This is a genomic window from Streptomyces sp. NPDC127068, assembly GCF_042724695.1.
Lineage (GTDB): Bacteria > Actinomycetota > Actinomycetes > Streptomycetales > Streptomycetaceae > Streptomyces.
Genome location: NZ_JBHXEN010000029.1, coordinates 26,068 through 51,265 on the forward strand (window position 1 = coordinate 26,068; position 25,198 = coordinate 51,265).

The 25,198-nt window shown below is 72.0% G+C and carries 18 protein-coding genes; 13 read left to right on the forward strand and 5 right to left on the reverse strand.

Annotation, left to right across the window (positions count from 1 at the left end; all coding sequences use genetic code 11):
• The first annotated feature begins 140 nt into the window (after window positions 1–140).
• Window positions 141–1,649: a GTPase HflX gene (gene hflX / locus ACFWIA_RS19480; RefSeq protein WP_387006576.1), complete on the forward strand. Its 1,509-nt coding sequence runs from the start codon at window positions 141–143 to the stop codon at window positions 1,647–1,649.
• 81 nt (window positions 1,650–1,730) lie between these two features.
• Here hflX and ACFWIA_RS19485 read toward each other — a convergent pair whose 3' ends face one another.
• On the reverse strand, window positions 1,731–2,948 hold the full coding sequence (locus ACFWIA_RS19485) for a trypsin-like serine peptidase (RefSeq protein ID WP_387006579.1): 1,218 nt from the start codon (window positions 2,946–2,948) through the stop codon (window positions 1,731–1,733).
• Window positions 2,949–3,274: 326 nt separating this feature from the next.
• On the opposite strand from ACFWIA_RS19485, the gene ACFWIA_RS19490 reads away from it, so the two are divergent.
• The 5 genes from ACFWIA_RS19490 (at window position 3,275) to ACFWIA_RS19510 (ending at window position 11,457) form a co-directional block, all read left to right on the forward strand.
• Complete coding sequence (locus tag ACFWIA_RS19490; protein WP_387006582.1) at window positions 3,275–4,630, forward strand: diaminobutyrate--2-oxoglutarate transaminase family protein; 1,356 nt, start codon at window positions 3,275–3,277, stop codon at window positions 4,628–4,630.
• 140 nt (window positions 4,631–4,770) lie between these two features.
• Window positions 4,771–6,693 carry an IucA/IucC family protein gene (locus ACFWIA_RS19495; protein WP_387006584.1) on the forward strand — a complete coding sequence of 641 codons (1,923 nt, stop codon included), beginning with the start codon at window positions 4,771–4,773 and terminating at the stop codon, window positions 6,691–6,693.
• Window positions 6,690–7,412, forward strand: coding sequence for a GNAT family N-acetyltransferase (locus ACFWIA_RS19500; RefSeq protein ID WP_387006587.1), 723 nt, complete (start codon window positions 6,690–6,692; stop codon window positions 7,410–7,412). Before ACFWIA_RS19495 ends, ACFWIA_RS19500 begins: the two co-directional genes overlap by 4 nt.
• A gap of 57 nt (window positions 7,413–7,469) precedes the next feature.
• Complete coding sequence (locus ACFWIA_RS19505) at window positions 7,470–9,374, forward strand: IucA/IucC family protein (RefSeq protein WP_387006590.1); 1,905 nt, start codon at window positions 7,470–7,472, stop codon at window positions 9,372–9,374.
• Between the two features lie 106 nt (window positions 9,375–9,480).
• A complete protein-coding gene (locus ACFWIA_RS19510; protein WP_387006593.1) occupies window positions 9,481–11,457 on the forward strand; it encodes an ATP-dependent DNA helicase in 1,977 nt (658 codons plus the stop codon).
• A gap of 95 nt (window positions 11,458–11,552) precedes the next feature.
• Here the strand turns inward: ACFWIA_RS19510 and lexA are convergent, their stop codons facing one another.
• Entirely contained in the window at window positions 11,553–12,338 is a 786-nt protein-coding gene (lexA, locus tag ACFWIA_RS19515; protein WP_387006596.1) for a transcriptional repressor LexA, read from the reverse strand.
• A 701-nt stretch (window positions 12,339–13,039) separates the two neighbouring features.
• On the opposite strand from lexA, the gene nrdR reads away from it, so the two are divergent.
• A complete protein-coding gene (gene nrdR, locus ACFWIA_RS19520) occupies window positions 13,040–13,588 on the forward strand; it encodes a transcriptional regulator NrdR (RefSeq protein ID WP_387006724.1) in 549 nt (182 codons plus the stop codon).
• Between the two features lie 164 nt (window positions 13,589–13,752).
• A complete protein-coding gene (locus ACFWIA_RS19525) occupies window positions 13,753–16,656 on the forward strand; it encodes a vitamin B12-dependent ribonucleotide reductase (RefSeq protein WP_387006599.1) in 2,904 nt (967 codons plus the stop codon).
• 131 nt (window positions 16,657–16,787) lie between these two features.
• Here the strand turns inward: ACFWIA_RS19525 and ACFWIA_RS19530 are convergent, their stop codons facing one another.
• A complete protein-coding gene (locus tag ACFWIA_RS19530) occupies window positions 16,788–17,714 on the reverse strand; it encodes an oxidoreductase (RefSeq protein ID WP_387006601.1) in 927 nt (308 codons plus the stop codon).
• Between the two features lie 80 nt (window positions 17,715–17,794).
• Between ACFWIA_RS19530 and ACFWIA_RS19535 the strand changes: the two genes are divergently transcribed.
• Window positions 17,795–18,409 (forward strand): TetR family transcriptional regulator, encoded by a 615-nt coding sequence (locus tag ACFWIA_RS19535; protein WP_387006603.1) that lies wholly within the window; start codon window positions 17,795–17,797, stop codon window positions 18,407–18,409.
• Between the two features lie 22 nt (window positions 18,410–18,431).
• Here the strand turns inward: ACFWIA_RS19535 and murJ are convergent, their stop codons facing one another.
• Together murJ and ACFWIA_RS19545 are read right to left on the reverse strand one after the other, a co-directional pair.
• Window positions 18,432–20,120, reverse strand: a complete 1,689-nt coding sequence (gene murJ, locus ACFWIA_RS19540) for a murein biosynthesis integral membrane protein MurJ (RefSeq protein ID WP_387006606.1) — start codon at window positions 20,118–20,120, stop codon at window positions 18,432–18,434.
• A 29-nt stretch (window positions 20,121–20,149) separates the two neighbouring features.
• A complete protein-coding gene (locus ACFWIA_RS19545) occupies window positions 20,150–20,689 on the reverse strand; it encodes a TerD family protein (RefSeq protein ID WP_387006608.1) in 540 nt (179 codons plus the stop codon).
• Window positions 20,690–20,935: 246 nt separating this feature from the next.
• Between ACFWIA_RS19545 and ACFWIA_RS19550 the strand changes: the two genes are divergently transcribed.
• From ACFWIA_RS19550 to ACFWIA_RS19565, 4 genes are all read left to right on the forward strand, one after another.
• Entirely contained in the window at window positions 20,936–21,541 is a 606-nt protein-coding gene (locus ACFWIA_RS19550; RefSeq protein ID WP_387006611.1) for a YdbC family protein, read from the forward strand.
• Between the two features lie 93 nt (window positions 21,542–21,634).
• Window positions 21,635–22,294, forward strand: a complete 660-nt coding sequence (locus ACFWIA_RS19555; protein WP_387006613.1) for a histidine phosphatase family protein — start codon at window positions 21,635–21,637, stop codon at window positions 22,292–22,294.
• A 12-nt stretch (window positions 22,295–22,306) separates the two neighbouring features.
• Entirely contained in the window at window positions 22,307–23,233 is a 927-nt protein-coding gene (locus ACFWIA_RS19560) for an ADP-ribosylglycohydrolase family protein (RefSeq protein ID WP_387006616.1), read from the forward strand.
• Window positions 23,234–23,349: 116 nt separating this feature from the next.
• Window positions 23,350–25,122, forward strand: a complete 1,773-nt coding sequence (locus ACFWIA_RS19565; RefSeq protein ID WP_387006619.1) for a DUF4153 domain-containing protein — start codon at window positions 23,350–23,352, stop codon at window positions 25,120–25,122.
• Window positions 25,123–25,198 lie beyond the last annotated feature (76 nt).

The following is a 25,198-nucleotide window of genomic DNA, read 5'->3' on the forward strand; positions in this document are numbered from 1 at the left end:
CACCCGGGCCGGGAGGGTTCCGGGAATCTCCGGAGGCTCCCGCACGTTCACCGATTGACGGGGTATCCCTCCGTCAGCGCTTTCACGGGGTGGGGCCCGAGGCCCGTCCCCGCACTGCTCCCCATCGACGTAAGGATCAAATGACCTCCTCTTCTTCCCCTTCCCAGGACGCGCAGACACTCCCGCTGAACAGCACCGAAGGTCTTCGGGCCGATGCCCTGATGGAAGAGGACGTCGCCTGGAGCCACGAGATCGACGGCGCACGGGACGGCGAGCAGCTCGACCGCTCCGAGCGTGCGGCCCTGCGGCGCGTCGCGGGCCTGTCGACCGAGCTGGAGGACGTCACCGAGGTCGAGTACCGGCAGCTCCGGCTGGAGCGGGTCGTCCTCGTCGGTGTCTGGACCTCGGGCAGTGCTCAGGACGCGGAGAACTCCCTCGCGGAACTGGCCGCCCTCGCCGAGACGGCCGGCGCCCAGGTGCTCGACGGCGTGATCCAGCGCCGCGACAAGCCCGACGCCGCCACGTACATCGGCTCCGGCAAGGCCCGCGAGCTGCTGGACCTGGTCGTCGAGACCGGTGCCGACACCGTCATCTGCGACGGTGAGCTCTCTCCCGGCCAGCTCATCCACCTCGAAGACGTCGTCAAGGTCAAGGTCATCGACCGGACGGCGCTGATCCTCGACATCTTCGCCCAGCACGCCAAGTCCCGTGAGGGCAAGGCGCAGGTGGCGCTGGCGCAGATGCAGTACATGCTGCCCAGGCTCCGCGGTTGGGGCCAGTCCCTGTCCCGTCAGATGGGCGGCGGCAAGGGCGGCGGGCTCGCCACCCGCGGTCCCGGTGAGACCAAGATCGAGACGGACCGGCGGCGCATCCGCGAGAAGATGGCCAAGATGCGCCGCGAGATCGCGGAGATGAAGACCGGCCGCGACATCAAGCGCCAGGAACGGCGCCGCAACAAGGTCCCCTCGGTCGCCATCGCGGGCTACACCAACGCCGGGAAGTCCTCGCTGCTCAACCGGCTGACCGGGGCGGGCGTCCTGGTCGAGAACTCCCTGTTCGCCACCCTCGACCCGACCGTGCGCCGGGCCGAGACCCCCGGCGGCCGGGTCTACACCCTCGCCGACACCGTCGGATTCGTCCGGCACCTGCCGCACCACCTCGTCGAGGCGTTCCGCTCCACGATGGAGGAGGTCGGCGACTCCGACCTCATCCTGCACGTCGTGGACGGCTCGCACCCGGCGCCGGAGGAGCAGCTCGCCGCGGTCCGGGAGGTCATCCGTGACGTGGGCGCCACCCATGTGCCCGAGATCGTGGTGATCAACAAGGCCGACGCGGCGGACCCGCTCGTCCTCCAGCGGCTGATGCGGATCGAGAAGCACTCCCTCGCGGTGTCCGCCCGTACCGGCGAAGGCATCCCCGAGCTGCTGGCGCTGATCGACTCCGAACTGCCCCGGCCCAAGATCGCGGTCGAGGCGCTGGTGCCGTACACGCACGGCAAGCTCGTCGCCCGGGCCCACTCCGAGGGCGAGGTGACCTCGGAGGAGCACACCGCCGAGGGCACCCTGCTCAAGGTCCTGGTCCACGAGGAGCTCGCCGCCGAACTGGCGCCGTACGTGCCCGCGGCCACCGCACAGCAGGTCACCGCCTGAGCGCGACCCGCACCGGCTGACCACAACACCGTGCCCCGCCCGCCTCCACCGGAGGTCGGACGGGGCACGGTGTCGTTGCCGCTACTGTCCCGCGAACTTCTTGCTCACCGAGTCGTACACGCCCTTGGCCTCGGCGCCCAGGTGGGGCCCCGCCAGCCAGCCGGCCGTGACCGGGCCGATCGAGGTGTTGGAGATCAGCACCGACTCGCCGTCCGAGCCCTGGCCGATCCAGCCGCCGCCCGAGGAACCGGCGGTCATGGTGCAGCCGATGCGGTACATCGTCGGGGCGTCCGCCGTGAGCGACAGCCGGCCCGGCTTGTCCTGGCACTGGCGCATCTGCTGCCCGTCGAACGGAGCCGCGGCCGGGTAGCCCTTGGCCGTCAGGCTCTCGATCTGCGCCACGGCCGGGGCGTCGAAGTCGACCTCCAGCGCCGTCCCCACCGTCTCCTCCAGCGACTTGCCGCTGCCCTTCTCGGGCGTCACGTGCAGCACCGCGAAGTCGTACGGAGCGCCCGCGCCACCGGTCGGGCCGCCCTGCTCGATCCACTGCGTCGAGGTCTGCGCCCAGTCGGACCACCACACCCCGAGCGGGGCGACGTCCTCACGCGACGCGGTCTCCAACTGCGCCGCCGACTTGCCCTCGCCGTTGTACGAGGGCACGAAGGCGATGTTGCGGTACCAACCGCCGCTCTTGCCCGCGTGCACGCAGTGCCCGGCCGTCCACACCAGGTTGGACTTGCCGGGGTTCGCCGGGTCCTTCACGACCGTCGCCGAGCAGACCATCGAGCCGTCGGGGCCGTCGAAGAAGACCTTGCCCGCCTCCGGCGCGTCCTTCTGGTACGGAGCGCTCACCGGCTGCGCGTCCACCGGCTTCGGCGTCGGGTCGGTCACCCCCTGGTCGTCGGAGATGTCCCCCTCCTCGACGCCCTTGTCGGGCTGTTCGGCGTCCCGCATCCGGTCCGGGTCCCAGAGACCGTCGATGATCGGGTTGACGAAGTCCTGCGCCTCGCGCAGCCAGGTGTCCTTGTCCCAGTCCTTCCAAGCGCCGTCCCGCCACTTGTCCAGGTCGATCCCGTGGTCCTTGAGCCGGTTCTTGATGTCGTCCGGGATCTTGATCTTGCCGTCGTCCGCCGGGGTCTCCTGCGCCGTCGACTGACCACCCGCGGTGTCGTCCTCGGAGCCGCAGGCCGTCGCGGTGAGCGCGAGCGCCGCGCCGAGTGCGACCACGACCGTCACCGGCCTCCTGCGGTGCGCGCTCCCTCCACGGCGCGCGGTGAAGAGCGGGCGTATGGATCGCATGGTGTGACTCCCCCTGGTTCGGGACGGTGGGTACTGCCGGGGCCGGTGGAATCGGCGGAACCGTTCGAGCGGGGCGCCGTGTTCGCGGGCGCCACCGGTTCCGTTCCGGCCGAACGGCTCCCCCACACTATGTCGGTGCCGTGCAGGACGACCGACGGAACGGCAACGGTTCCGTCACGGGAAGGATCTTCGGATTGGCCCGTGATCCACGGCAACTCCCGTCGTTGGTAGGTACGGGGGGCGCGCCACCGGCGTTCGGCCCCCGTGCCGATCCGCCCCTCGACGGGGCGGGCACCGGCCCCTACGCAGCGGGAGGAACGACAGGCGTGGCCGTGACCGAGCCCTCGGCGGTGACCACCGCACACGAGGGGATCCTCCACCGGCAGTCGACCAGGGAGTCCGCGGCGCGCACGTACGCCCGCGCCCTGCCGATCGTCCCGGTGCGTGCCCGTGGACTGACCATCGAGGGAGCCGACGGCCGTCGGTACCTCGACTGTCTCTCCGGCGCCGGTTCCCTCGCCCTCGGCCACAACCACCCCGTCGTGCTGGCCGCGATCCGCAAGGTCCTCGACTCCGGCGCCCCGCTGCACGTCCTCGACCTCGCGACCCCCGTCAAGGACGCCTTCATCACGGAACTCTTCCGCACCCTGCCCGCAGGGCTCGCCGGGCGGGCCCGCATCCAGTTCTGCGGGCCCGCCGGCACCGACGCCGTCGAGGCCGCCCTCAAGCTCGCCCGCACCGCCACCCGCCGCGAGGGCGTCCTCGCGTTCACCGGTGCTTACCACGGCATGACGGCCGGAGCGCTCGCCGCATCCGGGGGAGCGCCGGAGGTACGCGTCACCCGGCTCCCGTACCCGCAGGACTACCGCTGCCCGTTCGGCACCGGAGGCCCCCGGGGCGCCGAACTCTCCGCGCGCTGGACCGAATCCCTCCTCGACGACCGCAAGTCCGGGGTCCCCCACCCCGCCGCGATGATCCTGGAGCCCGTGCAGGGCGAGGGCGGCGTCATCCCCGCCCCCGACGACTGGCTGCGTCGGATGCGGGCCCTCACCGCGGCCCGGGACATCCCCCTGATCGTGGACGAGGTGCAGACCGGCGTCGGCCGCACCGGTGCCTTCTGGGCGGTCGAGCACAGCGGAGTGACCCCCGACGTCATGGTGCTCTCCAAGGCGATCGGCGGCAGCCTCCCGCTCGCCGTCATCGTCTACCACGAGGACCTCGACGTCTGGCAACCCGGGGCGCACGCCGGCACCTTCCGCGGCAACCAACTGGCGATGGCCGCCGGGACCGCGACCCTCGCGTACGTCCGCGAACACGGCCTCGCCGACCGCGCCGCCGTCCTCGGCGCCCGCATGGTCGGACAACTCCAGGCACTGGCCGCCGAACACCCCTGCGTCGGCGACGTACGGGGCCGCGGCCTGATGATCGGCATCGAACTGGTCGACCCCGCCGCCGAGGTGCTGACCGCGCCCGGGCCGCCGCCCGCCGCCCCCGAGTTGGCCGCCGCCGTCCAACGGGCCTGCCTCCACCGCGGACTCATCGTGGAACTCGGCGGCCGGGACGCCAGCGTCGTGCGCATCCTGCCGCCGCTCACCCTCACCGACGAACAGGCCGCCGCCGTCCTCGACCGCCTGGCCGACGCCATCGCCGCAGCGTCCCGCGCCTTCCGCCCCCACCCGTGACCGGGCGGCGGCTCCGCCGCCCGCAGCTCCCGGGAACCCCCGTCCCCGGGACACCCTTCCCGGGCCCCGTAGGAAGAACGACAACACCGAGTAGCGGGCCCGTCACCGCACGGGCCGGACAACCCCCCAAGGAAGCCCTGTTGAACGCCACCCCCGCACCCGACCGCCGTCCCCCTCACCACGCGGGAGGGCTGTGTGCCGCACCGTCCCCGTCGGAGACGGAGCCCGGTACGGTTCCCCGGCAGAAGGGAGGGAGCCGCGACGCGGAGCGGCTGCGCGGCGCCACCGCCGACCTGCTGGACCACCCCGACCCGCACACCGCCGCCCAGGCCGCGGCCGTCGAGAACCTCCTGCGCTGCTGGGTCCGGGAGAAGGACCTGCCCGCCCCCGCACAGGGCACCCTGCGCCTGACCCTGCACTCCAGCGCCACCACCCTGCTCGTCCCGGTGCAGTACTGGTCCGTCACCGGCTGGCACCGCTTCGGCCCGCCCTACGTCGAAGGCGCCCCCGAGTCCGCGCCGCCCGTCGACGCGGTCACCCTCGCCGCCCTGCTGAGCCGCGAGGCCACCGCCCAGGACGACGGCGGAGACCTCGTCGGACGGGTAGCCGACTCGGTCCGCCGCACCGTCACCTTCGTCACCGACCGGCGGCGCCGACCCGAGGACGGCCCCGACCTCTTCCTCTCCGGCGAACAGTCCCTGCTGCTCGGCCACCCGCTGCACCCCACCCCCAAGAGCCGCGAAGGGCTCTCGGACGCCGAAACCACCCGCTACTCACCGGAGTTGCGCGGCTCCTTCGCCCTGCACTGGCTCGCCGTCGCCCCCTCCGTGCTGGCCGCCGACTCGGCCTGGACGGAGCACGGCAGGACCGTCCCCGCGGACCGCCTCACCGCCCGCCTCGCCGGCACCGAACTGCCCCTGCCCGACGGACACGCGGCGCTCCCCGTGCACCCCTGGCAGATCCGCGACCTCGCCCTGCGGCCCGACACCCGCGAACTCCTCGACCGGGGACTCCTGCGCGACCTCGGAACCCACGGCCCCGCCTGGTGCCCGACCTCGTCCGTCCGCACCCTCTACCGCCCCGGTGCCGACGCCATGCTGAAGCTGTCGCTGGGCCTGCGGATCACCAACTCCCGCCGGGAGAACCTCCGCAAGGAACTCCACCGCGGAGTGGAGGTCCACCGCCTGCTGCAAGCCGGACTCGCCGACCAGTGGCAGGCCGCGCACCCCACCTTCGACATCGTCCGCGACCCGGCCTGGCTCGCCGTCACGGGAACCGACGGCCAGCCGGTGCCCGGACTCGACGTGATGATCCGTCACAACCCCTTCACCGACGGCAGCGACGCCCAGTGCGTGGCCGGACTGCTCACGCCCAGGCCCGCCGCGGGCCGTCGCACCGGCACCGAAGGCCCGGCCGCCCCGCCGAACGCCGCCGTGCGCTCCCGACTCTGCGAGATCGTGACCCGCCTCGCCGGCCGCACCGGATGCCCGCGCGGAGCGGTCGCCGCCGAGTGGTTCCTGCGCTACCTCCAGCAGGTGGTCCGCCCGGTGCTCTGGCTCGACAGCGAGGCCGGCATCGCCCTGGAGGCCCACCAGCAGAACACCGTGCTGCTCCTCGACCCCGAGGGATGGCCGACCGGCGGACGCTACCGCGACAACCAGGGCTACTACTTCCGCGAGTCCCACCGCGCCGCACTCGACCGCCGACTGCCCGGCATCGGCGAGCAGAGCGACACCTTCGTCTCCGACGAGGTCACCAACGAGCGCTTCGCCTACTACCTCGCCATCAACAACGTCTTCGGACTGATCGGCGCCCTCGGCTCCCAGCGCCTCGCCGACGAGCGCCTGCTCCTCGCCGCCTTCCGCCGCTTCCTCGCCGAGGCCGCGACCGGACCCGACCGCCTGAACTCCCCGCTGCCCGCCCTGCTGCTCGACACCCCCGCACTGCGGTGCAAGGCCAATCTGCTCACCCGGCTGCACGGCCTCGACGAACTGGTCGGCCCCGTCGACACCCAGTCCGTGTACGTCACCATCGCCAACCCCCTGCACTCCTGCGGGACATGACCCGTCCCGTGGACCGAGAACACCCCGCGGTGCCCGCCGCCCCCGCTGCCGTCGGTCGGCACGGCGGGGGCGGTGCGCAGCCGGCGGTCCCCGGGCCCGGACGGCACGCCCCGGACGGGCCCGGCCCCGGACGACCGCCGGCCGGGCCCGACCTCCTGGACGGTCTCGCCGACTGGCGGCCCGCCCCCACCCGGGCCGGGGTCCTGCGCCTGCTCCCGGTGGTGCTCGAACGGCACCTCGCCCTGCTCAGCCACTGGATGAACGACCCCGCGGTGGCGGCCTTCTGGGAACTGTCCGGGCCCCCGTCCGTCACCGAACGGCACCTCGGCCCGCAACTCGCCGGCGACGGCCGCAGCATCCCCTGCCTGGGTCTCCTCGACGGCACCCCGATGAGCTACTGGGAGGTCTACCGGGCGGACCTCGACCCGCTGGCCCGGCACTACCCGGCCCGCCCCCACGACACGGGCGTCCACCTCCTCGTCGCCGGCGCCTCCCGCCGCGGACGCGGCCTCGGCTCCCTGCTGCTGGGGGCCGTCAGCGAGCAGATCCTGCGCCACCGCCCCGCCTGCACCCGGATCGTCGCCGAGCCGGACCGGCGCAACGCCGCCTCGGTCGCCGCTTTCCGCCGGGCGGGGTTCCGGCTCGCCGCCGAGGTGGCCCTCCCCGACAAGACGGCCGCGCTGATGATCCGGGACCGCTCCCCGTGCGCTCCACCGTGATCCCGTCGCCCCGCGCACCCCGCCCGACCCGATCCGGTTCCCTCCCGAGGAGTACCCGTGCCGAGTCCTTCCGCCGAGACCCCCGGCGCCCCCTGGACACCGTCCGTTCCCACCGAGCTGACCCGTGAGAACTGGGCCCGGGTCGGCCAGCGCCTGCTCGCCAAGATGCTCGGCGAGTTCGCCTACGAAGAGATCATCCGGCCGCTGCCCGAACCCGGGCGTGCCACGGACCCGCACCCGGGACCGGGCGACGGCCCACCGGACGGGGCGGAGGTCGGCCTCCCGGACCGGGCCGTCGACCTCGCCGCCTACACCCTCGTCCTCGACGCCCCCTCCACCCACCTCACCTTCCACGCCCGCCGCCATGCCTACGGCGGCTGGCACGTCGACCCCGACACCATCACCCTCACCGAGGTGGGGGCCTGGCCCCGGTCGTTCGGCGATCCCCTGGAGTTCCTGGCCCGCGCCCGCAAGACCCTCGGGATCGACGGCGCCACCCTCGGCCACGTGATCCGGGAACTCACCGCGACCCTCGCCGCCGACGCCCGGCTCGACCACTTCGCCGTCCCCGCCGCCACCCTCGCCGACCTGTCCTACGCCGACCTCGAAGGGCACCAGGCGGGCCACCCGTGGCTGGTGCTCAACAAGGGCCGGCTCGGCTTCTCCGCCTCCGACACGGCACGCTGGGCCCCGGAGGCGCGCACCGCGGTCGCCCTGCCCTGGATCGCGGTCCACACCGACCTCGCGACCTACCGCGGCGTGCGCGGCCTCGACCGGGCGGACGACCTCTACGCCGGCGAACTGGCCCCACCGACCAGGGAGGCGTTCGCGGCGGTCCTACGGGAACGCGGCGTCGACCCGTCCGCGTACCTGTACCTGCCGGTGCACCCCTGGCAGTGGGACGACGTGGTGCTCCCGCTCTTCGCCCCGTCCGTGGCCTGCGACGCGATCATCCCGCTGCCCACCGACGGCGACGACCGGCTGCCCCAACAGTCGATCCGCACCTTCCTGAACGTCTCCCGCCCCGAGCGGCACACCGTGAAACTGCCGCTGTCGGTGCTCAACACCCTCGTGTGGCGCGGACTGCCCACCGAGCGCACCCTCGCCGCCCCCGCCGTCACCGGGTGGATGCTGGACCTGCGGGACGCGGACCCCTTCCTCAGCGAGGAGTGCCGGGTCATCCTTCTGGGTGAGGTCGCCTCCGTGACCGTCGAGCACCCCGTCTACGACACGCTCCGCGAGGTGCCGTACCAGTACAAGGAACTCCTGGGCGCGATCTGGCGGGAACCGGTGGGACGCCACCTGCGGCCGGGAGAGCGGGCCCGCACCCTCGCCGCCCTGCTGCACGTCGACCCCGCCGGGCGGTCCTTCACCGCGGAACTCGTCTCCCGGTCCGGCCTGGAACCCCGGACCTGGCTGCGCCGCCTCTTCGCCGCCCTGCTCCCGCCCCTGCTGCGCTTCCTCTACAAGTACGGAACCGTTTTCTCACCCCACGGCGAGAACACCATCGTCGTCTTCGACGAGGACGACGTACCGGTCAGGCTCGCGGTGAAGGACTTCGTGGACGACGTGAACGTCAGCTCCGAACGCCTGCCCGAACACGCCGCCATGCCCGACGAGGTGCGCGAGATCCTGCTCACCGAGCCGCCCGGCTTCCTGACCCAGTTCATCCACTCCGGCCTGTTCGTCGGGGTCTTCCGGTACCTCGCGCCCCTGTACCAACAGCAGCTCGGCGTGCCGGAGCGGGACTTCTGGGCGCTGGCCCGGGCCGAGATCCTGCGCCACCACGGCCGCTTCCCGGAGCTCAAGGAACGGTACGAGACCTTCGACCTGCTGACCCCGGAGATCGCCCGACTCTGTTTGAACCGCAACCGGCTCCACCTCGACGGGTACCGGGACCGGGCCGAACGGCCGCACGCAGCGGTGCACGGCACGGTTCCCAACCCCCTGCACGCCTCCTGACGCCGCCCGTCCGCCCGGCGTCCGCCCGGAACCGACCCGTGCGGTTCCGGGCGGGACCGGCGTACGGACGGCCACTGTCAGACCCACGGACTAGGCTGGTCGACCTATGACCAAGTCCTCTCTCCCCGAGCTCCTGCACGCCGCCGTCACCGCCGTCGGCGGCACGGAACGCCCCGGCCAGGTGACCATGGCCGAAGCGGTCGCCGAGGTCATCGACGACGGCTCCCACCTGCTGGTCCAGGCCGGAACCGGCACGGGAAAGTCCCTCGGCTACCTGGTCCCGGCGCTGGCCCACGGGGAGCGCGTCGTGGTGGCCACCGCGACCCTCGCCCTCCAGCGCCAGCTGGTGGAACGGGACCTGCCCCGCACGGTCGACGCGCTGCATCCGCTGCTGCGCCGCCGCCCCCAGTTCGCGATGCTCAAGGGCCGCTCGAACTACCTGTGCCTGCACCGGCTGCACGAGGGCGTGCCCCAGGACGAGGACGAGGGGCTCTTCGACCAGTTCGAGGCCGCCGCCCCGTCCAGCAAGCTGGGCCAGGACCTGCTGCGGCTGCGGGACTGGTCCGGCGACACCGAGAGCGGTGATCGCGACGACCTCAGCCCCGGGGTCTCCGACCGCGCCTGGTCGCAGGTCTCGGTGTCCTCGCGGGAGTGCCTGGGCGCCACGCGCTGCGCGTACGGCGCGGAGTGCTTCGCGGAGCTGGCCAGGGAGCAGGCGAAGCTCGCCGACGTCGTCGTCACCAACCACGCGCTGCTCGCCATCGACGCCATCGAGGGCGCCCCGGTGCTGCCGCCGCACGAGGTGCTGATCGTGGACGAGGCCCATGAGCTCGTCTCGCGGGTCACCGGGGCGGCCACCGGCGAGCTGACCCCCGGACAGGTCAACCGGGCCGTGCGCCGGGCGGCCAAGCTGGTCAACGAGAAGGTCGCCGACCAGCTCCAGACCGCGGCCGAGGGCTTCGAGCGGGTCATGGAGCTGGCCCTGCCGGGCCGGTTGGAGGAGGTGCCCGAGGACCTCGGGTACGCCTTGCTGGCGTTGCGGGACGCCACCCGGAACGTGATCGTGGCGCTCGGTTCGACCCGTGACAAGTCGGTGCAGGACGAGGACGCGGTGCGCAAACAGGCCCTGGCCTCCGTCGAGGGGGTGCACGCGGTCGCGGAGCGCGTCACCCTGGGCTCCGAGTACGACGTCGTCTGGTACGAGCGGCACGACCGCTTCGGCGCCTCGCTGCGGGTCGCGCCGCTGTCCGTGTCGGGGCTGCTGCGCGAGAAGCTGTTCACCGAACGTTCGGTGGTCCTCACCTCTGCCACCCTGAAGCTCGGCGGCGACTTCAACGGTGTGGGGGCCTCCCTGGGGCTCGCACCGGAGGGCACGGCCGTGCCCGGGGACGAGGAGCAACCGGTCTGGAAGGGCCTGGACGTCGGCTCGCCCTTCGACTACCCGAAGCAGGGCATCCTCTACGTCGCCAAGCACCTGAACCGCCCCGCCCGGGACGGTGACCGGTCCGACATGCTGGACGAGCTGACGGAGCTGATCCAGGCCGCCGGGGGACGCACCCTGGGGTTGTTCTCCTCCATGCGGGCCGCCCAGAACGCGGCCGAGGAGCTGCGCTCGCGGATTCCCGAGTACCCGATCCTGCTCCAGGGCGAGGAGACGCTCGGCGAGCTGATCAAGAACTTCGCGGCCGATCCCAGGACCTGCCTGTTCGGCACGCTGTCGCTGTGGCAGGGCGTCGACGTGCCGGGCCCGAGCTGTCAGCTCGTGGTCATGGACAAGATCCCGTTCCCGCGGCCGGACGACCCGCTGATGAGCGCCCGGCAGAAGGCGGTCGAGGAGGCGGGGGGCAACGGCTTCATGGCGGTGGCCGCGACGCACGCGGCGCTGTTGATGGCCCAGGGCGCCGGGCGTCTGGTCCGCGCCTCGGGCGACCGCGGGGTGGTCGCCGTTCTCGATCCCCGATTGGCCACGGCCCGCTACGGGAGCTATCTCAAGTCCTCGCTCCCCGACTTCTGGTCCACCACCGACCGCAACCAGGTCCGCCGCTCCCTCACGGCGATCGACGCGGCGGCCCCGGCGGACTGACCGGGACCTCGGGGCAAGAACAGACCCCGGAACCAGGCGCAGGAGGTTCCGGGGTCGGCCAGGGGGAGTGGTCGTACTGCTCGCGGCGGAGGGGCTCAGATGCGCCGTAGCACCGCGACGACCTTGCCGAGGATCGTCGCCTCGTCGCCGGGGATCGGCTGGTACGCGGAGTTGTGCGGGAGCAGCCACACATGGCCGTCCTCCCGCTTGAAGCGCTTGACCGTGGCCTCGCCGTCCAGCATGGCGGCCACGATGTCGCCGTTCTCGGCGACGGGCTGACGGCGGACGGTCACCCAGTCGCCGTCGCAGATCGCCGCCTCGATCATGGAGTCGCCGACGACCTTGAGCACGAACAGTTCGCCGTCGCCCACGAGCTGCCGGGGCAGCGGGAACACGTCCTCGACGGACTCCTCGGCGAGGATCGGGCCACCGGCCGCGATGCGGCCCACGAGCGGGACGTACGAGGCGGCGGGCTTGCCTGCGGTGTCCGTCGGCTGTGCGGTGGGCTGGTCGGAGCCGCGCACCTCGTAGGCGCGGGGGCGGTGCGGGTCGCGGCGGAGGAAGCCCTTGCGCTCCAGGGCCATCAACTGGTGGGCCACGGAGGAGGTGCTGGACAGTCCGACGGCCTGCCCGATCTCCCTCATGGACGGCGGGTAGCCCCGTCGCTGGACGGAATCCCTGATGACCTCGATGACCCGTCGTTGACGGTCGGTGAGCCCTGAACTGTCCGCCCGGATGCCGGGAGGTCGGCCGGGTAGGGACCGTGTGGGCTTGGGCCCCTCCGGGTTCGTGGCTGCATCTGTCATGGCGTGCACCGCCTCCAGTCGGCCCTGGGCACGGTCGTGGGCGGTGATGGTGACACTGTCTGCGGTGGTGGTCATGATCGGCAGCCCCTCTCGGATGTTCTCCCTAGCTAGCCAACGGTAGTTGCTTTCGAAAGGTTGCGCCAAACACACGTTCGAGTGAAAAAACGGGGAGGTCCTGACGGGATCAGGCGTCCGGGTGTATGGCCTACGTCCGCATGTGCGGAGGGGGCCCGCGCCCGCACGTGCGGGCGTAGGCATCGGCCCTCCGGGGTGCGCCACCGCGGGCCAGTGTGCCACCAGGGGGTCGCGGGGCGAGGTGGCGCCCCGGTCGGCGGCGCTCGCCCCCGGGCGGCTACCGTGGTCCCCGGACCGGCCCGTTCCGTGGGTCCACCGACCCTGCCGAGCCGTGACGGAGCGCAGTGGCCCGGCCCGGTGAGGTCCGTGGAGCGCGTCCCCTTCCCGGGGTGCGTCGGCCGCCGCCGGCCCGAGTGCCCGCCTCGCGATCCGTCGGCGCCCCCACTGCCGTCGGCGGGCGGCCCGTTGTGGGCCGGGGCGGGGCCCGTGTTACTCGCCGGTTTATGGGTCGGATCACGACACGCGCAGCCTGTGAATTGCAGCCAAACCCCAGATGTAGTGGTTGGATTGCGGTGACAGCCCAGAAGTTGTGGTCCCGGGGTCTTCGGCCCTCCGGTCATCGCCTATGCTGGGGGCTGCTTCGACCGGGCTGATGCCCCTGAGAAGCCCCAAGGACGTGCCCTGAAGGAGGCTTGAACGCGATGCACTGCCCCTTCTGTAGGCACCCCGACAGCCGTGTCGTCGACAGTCGTACGACCGATGACGGCACGTCGATCCGCAGGCGCCGTCAGTGCCCCGATTGCTCCCGTCGATTCACGACCGTGGAGACCTGCTCACTGATGGTGGTCAAGCGCAGCGGAGTGACGGAGCCCTTCAGTCGCACGAAGGTCATCAACGGCGTGCGCAAGGCCTGCCAGGGCCGGCCCGTCACGGAGGACGCCCTCGCCCAGCTCGGCCAGCGGGTCGAGGAGGCGGTGCGGGCCACCGGCAGTGCCGAGCTGACCACGCACGACGTGGGTCTGGCCATACTCGGCCCGCTGCAAGAACTCGACCTCGTCGCCTACCTGCGGTTCGCGTCCGTCTACCGGGCGTTCGACTCGTTGGAGGACTTCGAGACCGCCATCGTGGAACTGCGGGCGCACCCCGAGCGGGCGCCCACCGCTGGCGCCACGGGCGAGGGGTCCGCGACCGCCGAGCGCGGGCCGGGACGGAACCCGACGGTTCCCGCCCCCGCCGCGGCCGGCGGCTGATCACACTCCGGACCGGGTGGGGCCACCCGGGACCGTGCGGTCGGCAACGACCACTCAATTTTGCTGAGGGCGCCCACAAGGACGTCCGCAGCGCGCAACAGCACACCGTGCCGAGGGAAGAACGCGGCACTTCAGGGCGTTATCGCCCGATACAGGGAGGCGGCATGACAGAGACGGCGAGCGGTCCGGCACGGGGTTCCCGCGCCAAGGGGGCCAAGGCCACCAAGGGGCTGCGCATGGAACGTGTCCACACCACCCCGGGCGTGCACCCGTACGACGAGGTGGCTTGGGAACGCCGTGATGTCGTGATGACCAACTGGCGCGACGGCTCGATCAACTTCGAGCAGCGCGGCGTCGAGTTCCCCGACTTCTGGTCGGTGAACGCGGTCAACATCGTCACCAGCAAGTACTTCCGCGGCGCGGTGGGCACACCGCAGCGCGAGACCGGGCTCAAGCAGCTCATCGACCGGATCGTCAAGACGTACCGGAAGGCCGGCGAGGACTACAAGTACTTCGCCTCGCCCGCCGACGCCGAGATCTTCGAGCACGAGCTGGCGTACGCCCTGCTGCACCAGATCTTCAGCTTCAACTCCCCGGTGTGGTTCAACGTCGGCACGCCCCAGCCGCAGCAGGTGTCCGCCTGCTTCATCCTGGCCGTCGACGACTCCATGGAGTCGATCCTCGACTGGTACAAGGAAGAGGGCATGATCTTCAAGGGCGGCTCCGGGGCCGGCCTGAACCTCTCCCGCATCCGCTCCTCCAAGGAGCTGCTGTCCTCCGGCGGCAACGCCTCCGGTCCGGTCTCCTTCATGCGCGGGGCCGACGCCTCCGCCGGAACGATCAAGTCGGGCGGCGCCACCCGTCGCGCCGCCAAGATGGTCATCCTCGACGTCGACCACCCCGACATCGAGGACTTCATCCAGACCAAGGTCAAGGAGGAGGAGAAGATCCGCGCCCTGCGCGACGCGGGCTTCGACATGGACCTGGGCGGCGACGACATCACGTCCGTCCAGTACCAGAACGCCAACAACTCGGTCCGGGTGAACGACGCCTTCATGCAGGCCGTCGAGAACGGCGAGAAGTTCGGCCTGCGCGCCCGGATGACCGGCGAGGTCATCGAAGAGGTCGACGCCAAGTCCCTGTTCCGCAAGATGGCGGAGGCGGCCTGGGCCTGCGCAGACCCGGGCATCCAGTACGACGACACCATCAACCAGTGGCACACCTGTCCCGAGTCCGGCCGCATCAACGGCTCGAACCCGTGCAGCGAGTACATGCACCTGGACAACACCTCGTGCAACCTCGCCTCGCTGAACCTGATGAAGTTCCTCAAGGACGACGGCAAGGGCAACCAGTCCTTCGAGGCGGAGCGCTTCGCCAAGGTCGTCGAGCTGGTCATCACCGCGATGGACATCTCCATCTCGTTCGCCGACTTCCCGACCCAGAAGATCGGTGAGAACACCCGCGCCTTCCGCCAGCTCGGCATCGGGTACGCCAACCTGGGCGCCCTGCTGATGGCGACCGGCCACGCGTACGACTCCGACGGCGGTCGGGCCCTCGCCGGTGCGATCACCTCGCTGATGACCGGCACCTCGTACCGCCGCTCCGCGGAGCTGGCCGCGGTCGTGGGTCCGTACGACGGGTACGCCCGCAACGCCCAGCCGCACCTGCGCGTCATGAAGCAGCACGCCGACGCCAACGGCCTGGCCGTGCGCGCCGACGACCTGGACACGTCGGTGTGGGCCGCCGCCACCGAGGCGTGGCAGGACGTGCTCCGCCTCGGTGAGAAGAACGGGTTCCGCAACGCGCAGGCGTCCGTGATCGCGCCCACCGGCACCATCGGCCTGGCCATGTCCTGCGACACCACGGGTCTGGAGCCCGACCTCGCGCTGGTCAAGTTCAAGAAGCTGGTCGGCGGCGGCTCCATGCAGATCGTCAACGGGACCGTGCCGCAGGCACTGCGTCGCCTGGGCTACCAGGAGGAGCAGATCGAGGCGGTCGTCGCCCACATCGCCGAGAACGGCAACGTGGTGGACGCCCCCGGCCTGAAGACCGAGCACTACGAGGTCTTCGACTGCGCCATGGGCGAGCGCTCGATCTCCGCGATGGGCCACGTCCGGATGATGGCCGCGATCCAGCCCTGGATCTCGGGCGCGCTCTCCAAGACCGTCAACATGCCGGAGTCCGCCACCGTCGAAGAGGTCGAGGAGATCTACTTCGAGGCGTGGAAGATGGGCGTCAAGGCCCTCGCGATCTACCGCGACAACTGCAAGGTCGGCCAGCCCCTCTCCGCGAAGAAGAAGGACGAGCCGGCGAAGGCGGAGATCACCGAGAAGGCCGAGGAGACCATCAGGTCCGCGGTCGAGAAGGTCGTCGAGTACCGTCCCGTGCGCAAGCGTCTCCCCAAGGGGCGCCCCGGGATCACCACGTCCTTCACGGTCGGTGGCGCCGAGGGGTACATGACGGCCAACTCCTACCCGGACGACGGTCTCGGCGAGGTCTTCCTGAAGATGTCGAAGCAGGGCTCGACCCTCGCCGGCATGATGGACGCCTTCTCGATCGCCGTTTCGGTGGGCCTCCAGTACGGGGTGCCCCTGGAGACCTACGTCTCGAAGTTCACCAACATGCGCTTCGAGCCGGCCGGCATGACGGACGACCCGGACGTGCGGATGGCGCAGTCGATCGTCGACTACATCTTCCGTCGTCTGGCGCTGGACTTCCTGCCCTTCGAGACCCGTTCCGCGCTCGGCATCCACTCCGCCGACGAGCGTCAGCGGCACCTGGAGACCGGCTCCTACGAGCCCACCGACGACGAGCTGGACGTCGAGGGACTCGCCCAGTCGGCACCCCGCCAGACGGAGACGCTGAAGGCCGTGGCCGTGCCGAAGGCCGAGGTCCCGGTGGCCGAGCCCGCCGCCCCGCGGCAGGTGCACACCAGTGCCGAACTGGTGGAGATGCAGTTGGGCATCCAGGCGGACGCGCCGCTGTGCTTCTCCTGCGGGACGAAGATGCAGCGCGCCGGCTCCTGCTACATCTGCGAGGGCTGCGGCTCCACCAGCGGGTGCAGCTGAGCCTGAGCGGCAGCGCGTCGCCCGCGAGGCGCGACGCGTGCGCTGAGCAGTGAGGACGCAGGGGTGTCAGCCGTCGGCTGGCACCCCTCTCGTCGTCCCGCCCCGCCGCCGTCCCGCTCCCGTCGTCCCGTTCAGCGGGGCGGGAACCGTACGTCGGTCAGCCGTTCCGACACCTCCCACAGGCGGCGGCCGGTGTCGGCGTCGTCGGCGGCGGGGGAGACCCGTACCCGGGTCGGCGTGCCCCGCAGCTCGGCCATCCCGTCCGGCCCGAAGAACTGTCCGCCCGCCACGTCCGGGGCGGTCGCCGCGTACAGCTGGGGCAGCGCGCCCCGGTCCGGGGACTGGGCCAGCGGGGCGAGGACGTGGCCGAACAGCAACTTCACCAGGCCGACCGGCGCACTCGTCTGGAGGTTGGTGGCGGTGTACCCGGGATGGGCGAGCAGGCTGCGCACCGGGCTGCCGGCCGCGGTCAGCCGTCGGTGCAGTTCGCGTCCGAAGACGGCGTTGGCGAACTTCGACTGGTTGTAGAAGAGCATCGGCGCGTACGTGCGCTCGCCGGCGAGGTCGTCGAAGAGGAGCGTGCCCTGTCGGTGGTTGGTCGAACTCACCGTGACCACCCGGGGGTCGGGCCCGGGCTCCAGCAGGTCGAGCAGGAGCCCGGTGAGCGCGAAGTGGCCGAGGTGGTTGCAGGCGAACTGCAGTTCGTGGCCCTGGGGGCTCAGGGTTCGTGGCGGTGCCATCACTCCGGCGTTGTTGACGAGCACGTCGATCCGCTGGTGGTCGGCGTGCAGCCGACGGGCGAAGGACCGGACCGAATCCAGATCGGCCAGGTCGAGCCGGCGCACCTCAAGCCCGGCGTCCGGCTGCTCGGCCGCGATCTCGGCGACCGCCCGCCGGCCCCTGTCCTCGTCGCGCACCGCGAGGATCACGTGCCCGCCGCGGCGGGCGAGCGCCCGGGTCGTCGCCAGCCCGAGGCCGCTGTTGGCTCCGGTGACGACGAACACCCGGTCGGTCTGGTCCGGTATCCGCTCCTCGGTCCAGCGCTGCTGCTCTGTCATGCGGCACACGTTGCCGCTTGTGGCACTAGGTGTCAAGATGACGCCGAGTGTCATGGGTGGCGTGCGGTTACCATGGGCGGGTGAGTCCTCGCCCCGAAGCCAGCCTGGCCCAACGCAAACGTCAGCTCGTCTCCGACGAACTGACCGAAGCCGCGCTCCAGTCGATGGCGCTGAAGGGGTTCGACGTGGTCACCGTCGACGAGATCGTGGCCACCGCGGGCGTCTCCAAGCGCACGTTCTTCCGGTACTTCGCGTCCAAGGAGGACGTGGTCGTGCGGTTCCTGAGCGACATGGGCGACGGAATCAGCGCGGAGTTGGCCGCCCGTCCCGGTACGGAACCGCCCTCCGCGGCGTTGAAGCACGCCGTCTCGGTCCCCCTCGCCGACTGTGCCGCCCACTCGGACCGGGCGCTGCGCGTGGTGCAGCTGATCCTGCGCACCCCCGCGCTGCACGCCCGCTTCCTGGAGCGCCAGGGGCAGTGGCACGAGGACCTGACCACGGAGCTGGCGCGCCGCCGGCCGTCGGCCGCCGCCCCGGACCTCTACCCGCAGTTGGCCGCAGGGATGGCGTTGACCGCGTTCAACGCCGTACTCCAACGCTGGAGCGACAGCGACAGCGCCGAGGACCCCGCCGAGCTGATCGACCGGGCCTTCGCCGTCCTGGCCCCGGCCCTGGACGCCGACGCCGCGCGCTGAGGGGGCGCCCCGGCGCGTGCCGTCAGCGCATCCCGGGCAGCCGCCGCAGTTCGCTGACCTTCAGCAGCCGGGCGAGCAGCAGGTACACCAGGGCCAGCGTCAGCGTCCCGGCGACCAGGGCGACGGCGGTGGGCCACGTCCCCGTTCCGAGCACCGCACAGGCCCGCGCCGCGGCCCAGCCCGCCCCGGCCGCGGGGACCGCGGCGCAGAACGGTTTCCGATAGGTGCGGAGCAGCCCGCCCTCGTCGAGGCGACCGCCGAGCCGTGTCCGCAGCAGGCGCGCGGTGAGGGCGAGGCCCGCCAGGTAGGAGAGGGAGTAGGCACCGGCCATGCCGACCACGGCCCAGCGCACGGGCAGCAGCAGATGACAGGCCGTGGCCAAGGCGATGTTCACCGCCGCGATCCACGCCGCCATGAAGAACGGGGTACGAGTGTCCTCGAACGCGTAGAAGCCGCGGAGCAGCAGGTACTGGGCGGAGAACGGGACGAGGCCGAGACCCAGGGCCTGGAGCATGTACCCCAGCGGCCGGGCCGAGTCGGCATCGGCCGCCCCGTGGGCGAACAGCAACGACGAGATCTGCGGCCCCAGGGCCAGGAAGAGGAAGGCGGTGGGCACGATGACCACCGCACTGAACCGCAGCGCCCGGGACAGGTCCGTGCGCAGGTCCGGGACGCGGCCCTCCGCGGCGGCCCGGCTCATGCGCGGCAACAGGGCCGTCACCAGGGACACCGTCACGATCGACTGCGGCAGCAGCCAGATGGTCTGCGCGTAGGTGTAGGCCGAGTAGCCCGCGCCGGCGTGGGGCAGCTCCTGGTCGGCGGCGTTGGCGTAGTTCGTGACCACGGTCAGGGCCACCTGGTTGGCCAGGACGAACAGGAGCGTCCACTTCGCCGCGTGCACGCTCTTGCCCAGGCCGGTGCCCCGCCAGTCGAACCGCGGCCTGAACCGGAAGCCCGCCGCCCGCGCGAACGGGACCAGGGCCAGCGCCTGGAGGGCGATGCCCGCAGTCGTGGCGAGCCCCAGTAGCCGCACCTGGGCGGCGGTGATGTCCTCCACCCGGTCGGGGACCGTCATCAGCCCGAGGTACGCGGCGAACATCCCGACCAGGACGACGTTGTTCAGAACCGGCGTCCACATCATCGCGCCGAACTTCTCGCGGGCGTTCAGCACCTGTCCGTAGATGCTGAACAGGCCGTAGAAGAAGATCTGCGGCAGCAGGAACCGGGCGAACGTCACCGTCAGTTCGAACGCCTCGTGGCTCTCCGGGGTGTCCCGCATGTAGAGGCCCACGATCTGCGGCGCCGCCCACACCGCCAGCGCCGTGCCCACGCCCAGTACGCACACCACGAGCGTGACCAGACGCTGCTCGTGGGCCCGTCCGCCGTCGGGGTGCGTGGCGCGGGCCCGTACCAGTTGCGGCACGAGCACGGCGTTGAGGGCGCCGCCGATCAGCAGCGTGTACAGGCTGGTCGGCACCGTGTTCGCGGTGTTGTACGTACTCGCCAGCAGGCCCGTTCCCAGTGCTGCCGCTTGCAGTACCTGGCGGATCAGTCCGGTCGCCCGTGACACCACCGTACCGAGGGCCATCAGCAAGGACGAGCGGACTAAGCCGTCCTTGCTGCGCCCCCGCCGGGCGGCGTGCCGTCCCCTCGTCCTCGTCCGTTGCTTCGGCGGCCGTTTCCGCGCCGCGGAGTTCGTTCCCTGCACCATGGCGCCGAACCCTAGGGCGTCCCGGCTGCTCAGGAGGACGGCATCGCGCGCCCCATCTGTTCGGCGAAGGACGCCGGATCCGCGTCGAAGCCCTGGATGACCTGGCGGTACTGCCAGGCGCCCGCCCCGTCGCGGGTGAACTCCGCGATCGTCGTGGCGTTGTTCCCCAGCACCGCGCCGAAGTCGTGCTGTGCGATGTCGAGCGCACCGGTGCGGATGCGGACCGCGGCGTTCACGATGTCGCCGAAGGTCAGCTCCTGGCCGGGCTGCTGGATGGCCACACCGACGATCACGCGTTCGTACCGCGGGGCGAGCCGGTCCAACTCCAGCACCATGACCTCGTCGTAGCCGAAGCCCTGGCCGGTGCGGCTATCGCGGTTCAGCGTGATTGTGCCGTCCGGGGACCTGCTGCCGAAGTGCACGAGGTACTCGGGGGCGCCGTAGGGCGCGTTCTCGGTGTAGGTCGCCGCGATGACGTCCAGGTCGTGCGCCGCCGTGCCCGAGGGACTCGGGTCCCACCGGACGCCCACTTCGACCTTCGCGAGCCCCTTGTTGAGACCACCACTCACCAGTTCCCCCTCTGGACGGGACCAACTTCTCCACGACGCGTACGCGTTGCTCCCCATGGTGCCACGGACCACGCACCGTGCCCGGTCGGATACCGGAGGCGGGGACGTGCGCCCGGCGGACGTGCGGAGCCCCACCCGGGCGCACGGCGGGGCGAGGGACGCGCACCCCGATCACCGGGGGCTTGCAGGGGGCGCACTCCGCCGGAGCATGGCCCCGGCCACGCTCCGTGGCCTTACGATGGCGCGGTGCTGGTCAAGTGGATTCGCTGCACCGTCGTCGACCGCCGAGGTTTCGAACGAGGGCAGCGGAAGTGGGCGGGGCTCCTCGGCGAGCCGGGGTTCCGGGCACAGGGCGGCGGCTGGAGCCGTACCCGGCCCGGTGTCGCCCATGTGTTCGCGTTCTGGGAGAGCCGGGCGTTCTACGACTCGTTCATGGCGCGTTCCCACGACCGGTTGGCGGCCACCCAGTCCGGGACGTTCACCCACGCCCAGGTGAAGTTGTTCGACTACCGCTTCGACGTGAAGACCGGTTTCGAGCCCCGCTTCACCGACAGCGACCTGCTGCGGGTCGCCCACTGCCGGGTGCACGAAGAGCGCGCGGAACACTTCGCCCTGATGCAGGAGAAGGTGTGGAACCCCGCGATGGCCGGCTCGCCCGGCATGGTGCGCGGACTGTTCGGCGAGGGGCCGGGCAGCGAGTTCCTGATCCTTTCCATGTGGCAGTCGGACGCCGAGCACGGCAAGTACCGGGCGGAGCGCGTGGAACGCCTCTCCCTGCGCGCCCAGACCGAGGCCGACATCGCCTCGCTGTCGGGTGACATCGTCGACATGGAGAAGGCGTGGACCGTCTGACCGGTGCGACTACCGGCGCCGCGGCCGGGCGGCGACCCGCCGTAGGGTGACCGGACCACCGCTCGAACACCGATCTCGACCTAGGGTTTCCGTATGGTACGACCACGCCGCATCGTCCTGGTCCGGCACGGGGAGTCGAAGGGCAACGCCGATGACACCGTGTACGAGCGGGAGCCCGACCACGCACTCCCGCTGACCGAGAACGGCTGGCGGCAGGCCGAGGAGACGGGCAAGCACCTGCGCGAACTGTTCGGTCAGGAACGCGTCAGCGTCTACGTGTCCCCGTACCGACGCACGCACCAGACGCTGCGGGCCTTCACGCTGGACCCGCAACTCGTCCGGATCCGGGAGGAACCCCGGCTGCGCGAACAGGACTGGGGCAACTGGCAGGAGCGCGAGGACGTACGTCTCCAGAAGGCGTACCGCGACGCCTACGGGCACTTCTTCTACCGTTTCGCCCAGGGCGAGTCCGGGGCCGACGTGTACGACCGGGTGGGGGCGTTCCTGGAGAGCCTGTTCCGCAGCTTCGAGGAGTCCGACCACCCGGCGAACGTCCTCCTGGTCACCCACGGGCTGACGATGCGCCTGTTCTGCATGCGCTGGTTCCACTGGAGCGTGGCCGAGTTCGAGTCGTTGTCCAACCCGGGCAACGGCGAGGTGCGGGTCCTGGAACTCGGCGCCGACGGCAAGTACCACCTGGACCGTCCCTTTGACAGCTGGTGCGAACCGGAACCGTACGGGACCACCGGATAGGGTGACGACGACATGACCGTTCCCACCTCATCCGACCCCCGTCTGGGGCGGGCCCTCGCGAGCCTGCGCGGCCTGTCCGTGGGGGACGCCCTCGGCTCCCAGTTCTTCGTCCCCGCCCACTACCCCCTCCTCGGCCGCGGTGAGCTGCCCGCAGGCGAGTGGCAGTGGACCGACGACACCGAAATGGCCTGTTCCGTCGTCGCCGTGCTGGCCGAGCACGGACGGATCGACCAGGACGCGCTGGCCGCCTCCTTCGCCGCGCACCACGACTTCGACCGGGGCTACGGCCCCGCCGTGAACCGGCTGCTCCGACTGGTCCGCGAGGGCGAGGACTGGCGTGAACTCGCCGCCGCCCTCTTCAACGGCCAGGGCTCCTGGGGCAACGGGGCCGCGATGCGCATCGCGCCCCTCGGCGCCTGGTACGCCGACGACCCCGAGCAGGCCACCCACCAGGCAGAGATCTCCGCCTACCCCACCCACCAGCACCGCGAAGCGGTGGTCGGCGCGATGGCCGTGGCCGCGGCGGCGGCCTTCGCGGCGGCTCCGTCCGGACCGCCGAGCGCCGCTGCCCTGCTCGACGGGGTCATCTCCCTGGTGCCGCGCAGCGCCGTGGAAGCGGGGCTGCGGCGGGCGCGGGACATGCTGGACTACTCGGACGCGGGCACGGTCGCCGCGGTCCTGGGCTGCGGGCGGCGGACCAGCGCCCACGACACCGTCCCCTTCGCGCTCTGGGCGGCGGCCCGCGGGCTGGGGGACTTCCCCCGCGCCTTCTGGGAGACCGCGCAGGTCGGCGGGGACGTCGACACCACCTGTGCGATCGTCGGCGGCATCGTGGCGGCCTCCGCGACCGGCGCGCCGCCCGAAGCCTGGCTGGAGCGGACCGAGCGGCTCCCCGACTGGCTCGCCGCAACCAGCACGCACCCCCACCCCACCGACTAGGCGCCCGGGTAACCGCGCGAATCCCCAGCGCACCCGAGCCGAACACCGCACCCGAGCCGAGCAGCGCACCGCCAGGTGAACGCACGGACCGGCGAGCGCAGCGAACTGTCACGGTCATGCCACAGGAGCCGCCCGCACCCCCACCCGCCAGGCGCGCAGCCCTACGCTTACCGCCACGCCGCCACCCGACCACGAAGGCGCGCGTTCCGTACGAGCCACCGCCGCCCGTGCGCCGCGGCGCCCCGCTCGCGTGCCGGGCCCGGTCTGGGGGGACCATGTCCGAGAAGCCGACCGCGCAGCCCGAGCCGTCGACACCCCCGGGCGCCCCGCCCGCCCGCGCACTGGCCCGGTCCACCGCTCCGCCGGCCGGCCCCGGGAGCCCGTCCCCACGACCGGGCGCCGCGCCCCCCGCCGACCCGTGGAGCGCCCTGCGCAGCCGCGCCCCCCGGCCGATCCGGTCGGCGACCCTCTGGTCCGTGCTCGCCACCGGAGTCCTCAGCATGGTGCTGCTGGGCGACGGCATCGGACTCAACCTCTTCCTGGTGGCGCTGCCGGCGAGCCTCGCCGCGATCCACGCGGCGGTCGGCGCCGGCCGACGGACGCGCCCCTGGACCCTGCTCTGGGGCGCGGGCGGCCTCGCGCTGCTCGCGGTACCGGCACTGCGCGACGCCTCCTGGCCCTCCTTCCTCGCCGTCGCCACGGCGTTCTGGCTCGGCGCCCTCGCCCTCCACGGCTCCCGCACCTGGGCGGGGATCGCGTTCAGCCCGTTCGGCCTGATCGAGGCCGTGCCCCGCGGGCTGAGCTGGGGTTGGCGCGGGCTGCGGGAGCGCTCCAAGGCCCCGTCCAGTCGGGTGGGGCCCGTACTGCGCGCCCTCGGGGTGACGGCGGCCCTGCTCCTGGTGTTCGGGGCGCTGTTCGCCGCGGCCGACGCCGCCTTCGCCGACCTGCTGGACGACCTGGTTCCGGAGGTGTCCGGCGCTGACGGCCCGCTGCGCCTGCTGTTGTTGGCCCTGGGCCTCCTGGGCGCCCTGGGCGTCGCGTACGCCGGCGGTTCCCCCGTGCGCTGGGACAGGCTCTCCTTCGCGCCGGGGCGCGCCCGGGGGCGCGTCGAGTGGGCACTGCCGCTGCTGGTGCTCAACGGACTGTTCGCCCTGTTCATCGCCGTGCAGCTGACGGTCCTCTTCGGCGGCTACGACACGGTCCTGGAGAAGACGGACCTCAGCTACGCCGAGTACGCCCGACAGGGGTTCTGGCAGTTGCTGCTCGCGACGTTCCTGGTGCTCGTGGTGATCGTCGCCGCGGTGCGCTGGGCCCCGCGCGACGGGCCGAAGGACGGGGTGCTGGTACGCGCGGTGCTCGGCACGCTCGGTGTCCTCACCCTGGTCGTCGTCGCCTCGGCCGTGCGGCGCATGGACATGTACGTCGACGCGTACGGGTGGACGCGCCTGAGGATCTCGGTCGTCGCGGTGGAAGCGTGGCTGGGCCTCGTCATCGTGCTGATCATGGCTGCCGGGGTGTGGGGCACGCGCTGGCTACCGCGGGCCGTGGCCGCAAGCGCCGCTCTGGGTGTGCTGCTGTTCGGTGCGGTGTCCCCCGACGCGTTGATCGCCGAGCGGAGCGTGCAGCGTCACGAGCAGACCGGGCAGCTCGACCTCGACTACGTACGGGACCTCTCCGCCGACGCGGTGCCCGCCCTGGACGCCCTCCCCGAGCCGCTGCGGTCCTGTGCGCTCCGGTCGATCGACGGGGAACTGCGCCGCCACGCGGACGAGCCCTGGTACGCCACCAGCCTCGGCGAGGCGAGGGCCCGCGCGATCCTCAACGACCGTCCGGTGCGGGCGACATGGACGCAGTGCCAGCAGGCCGGGCGGGAGGCCGGCTACCCCTGACCGGGGCGTACGGGGGTGTCCGTCCGGGAATGGCGCGAAGAACCGTGCCGTTGACCGGGACCGGGTGTCGGTCGGC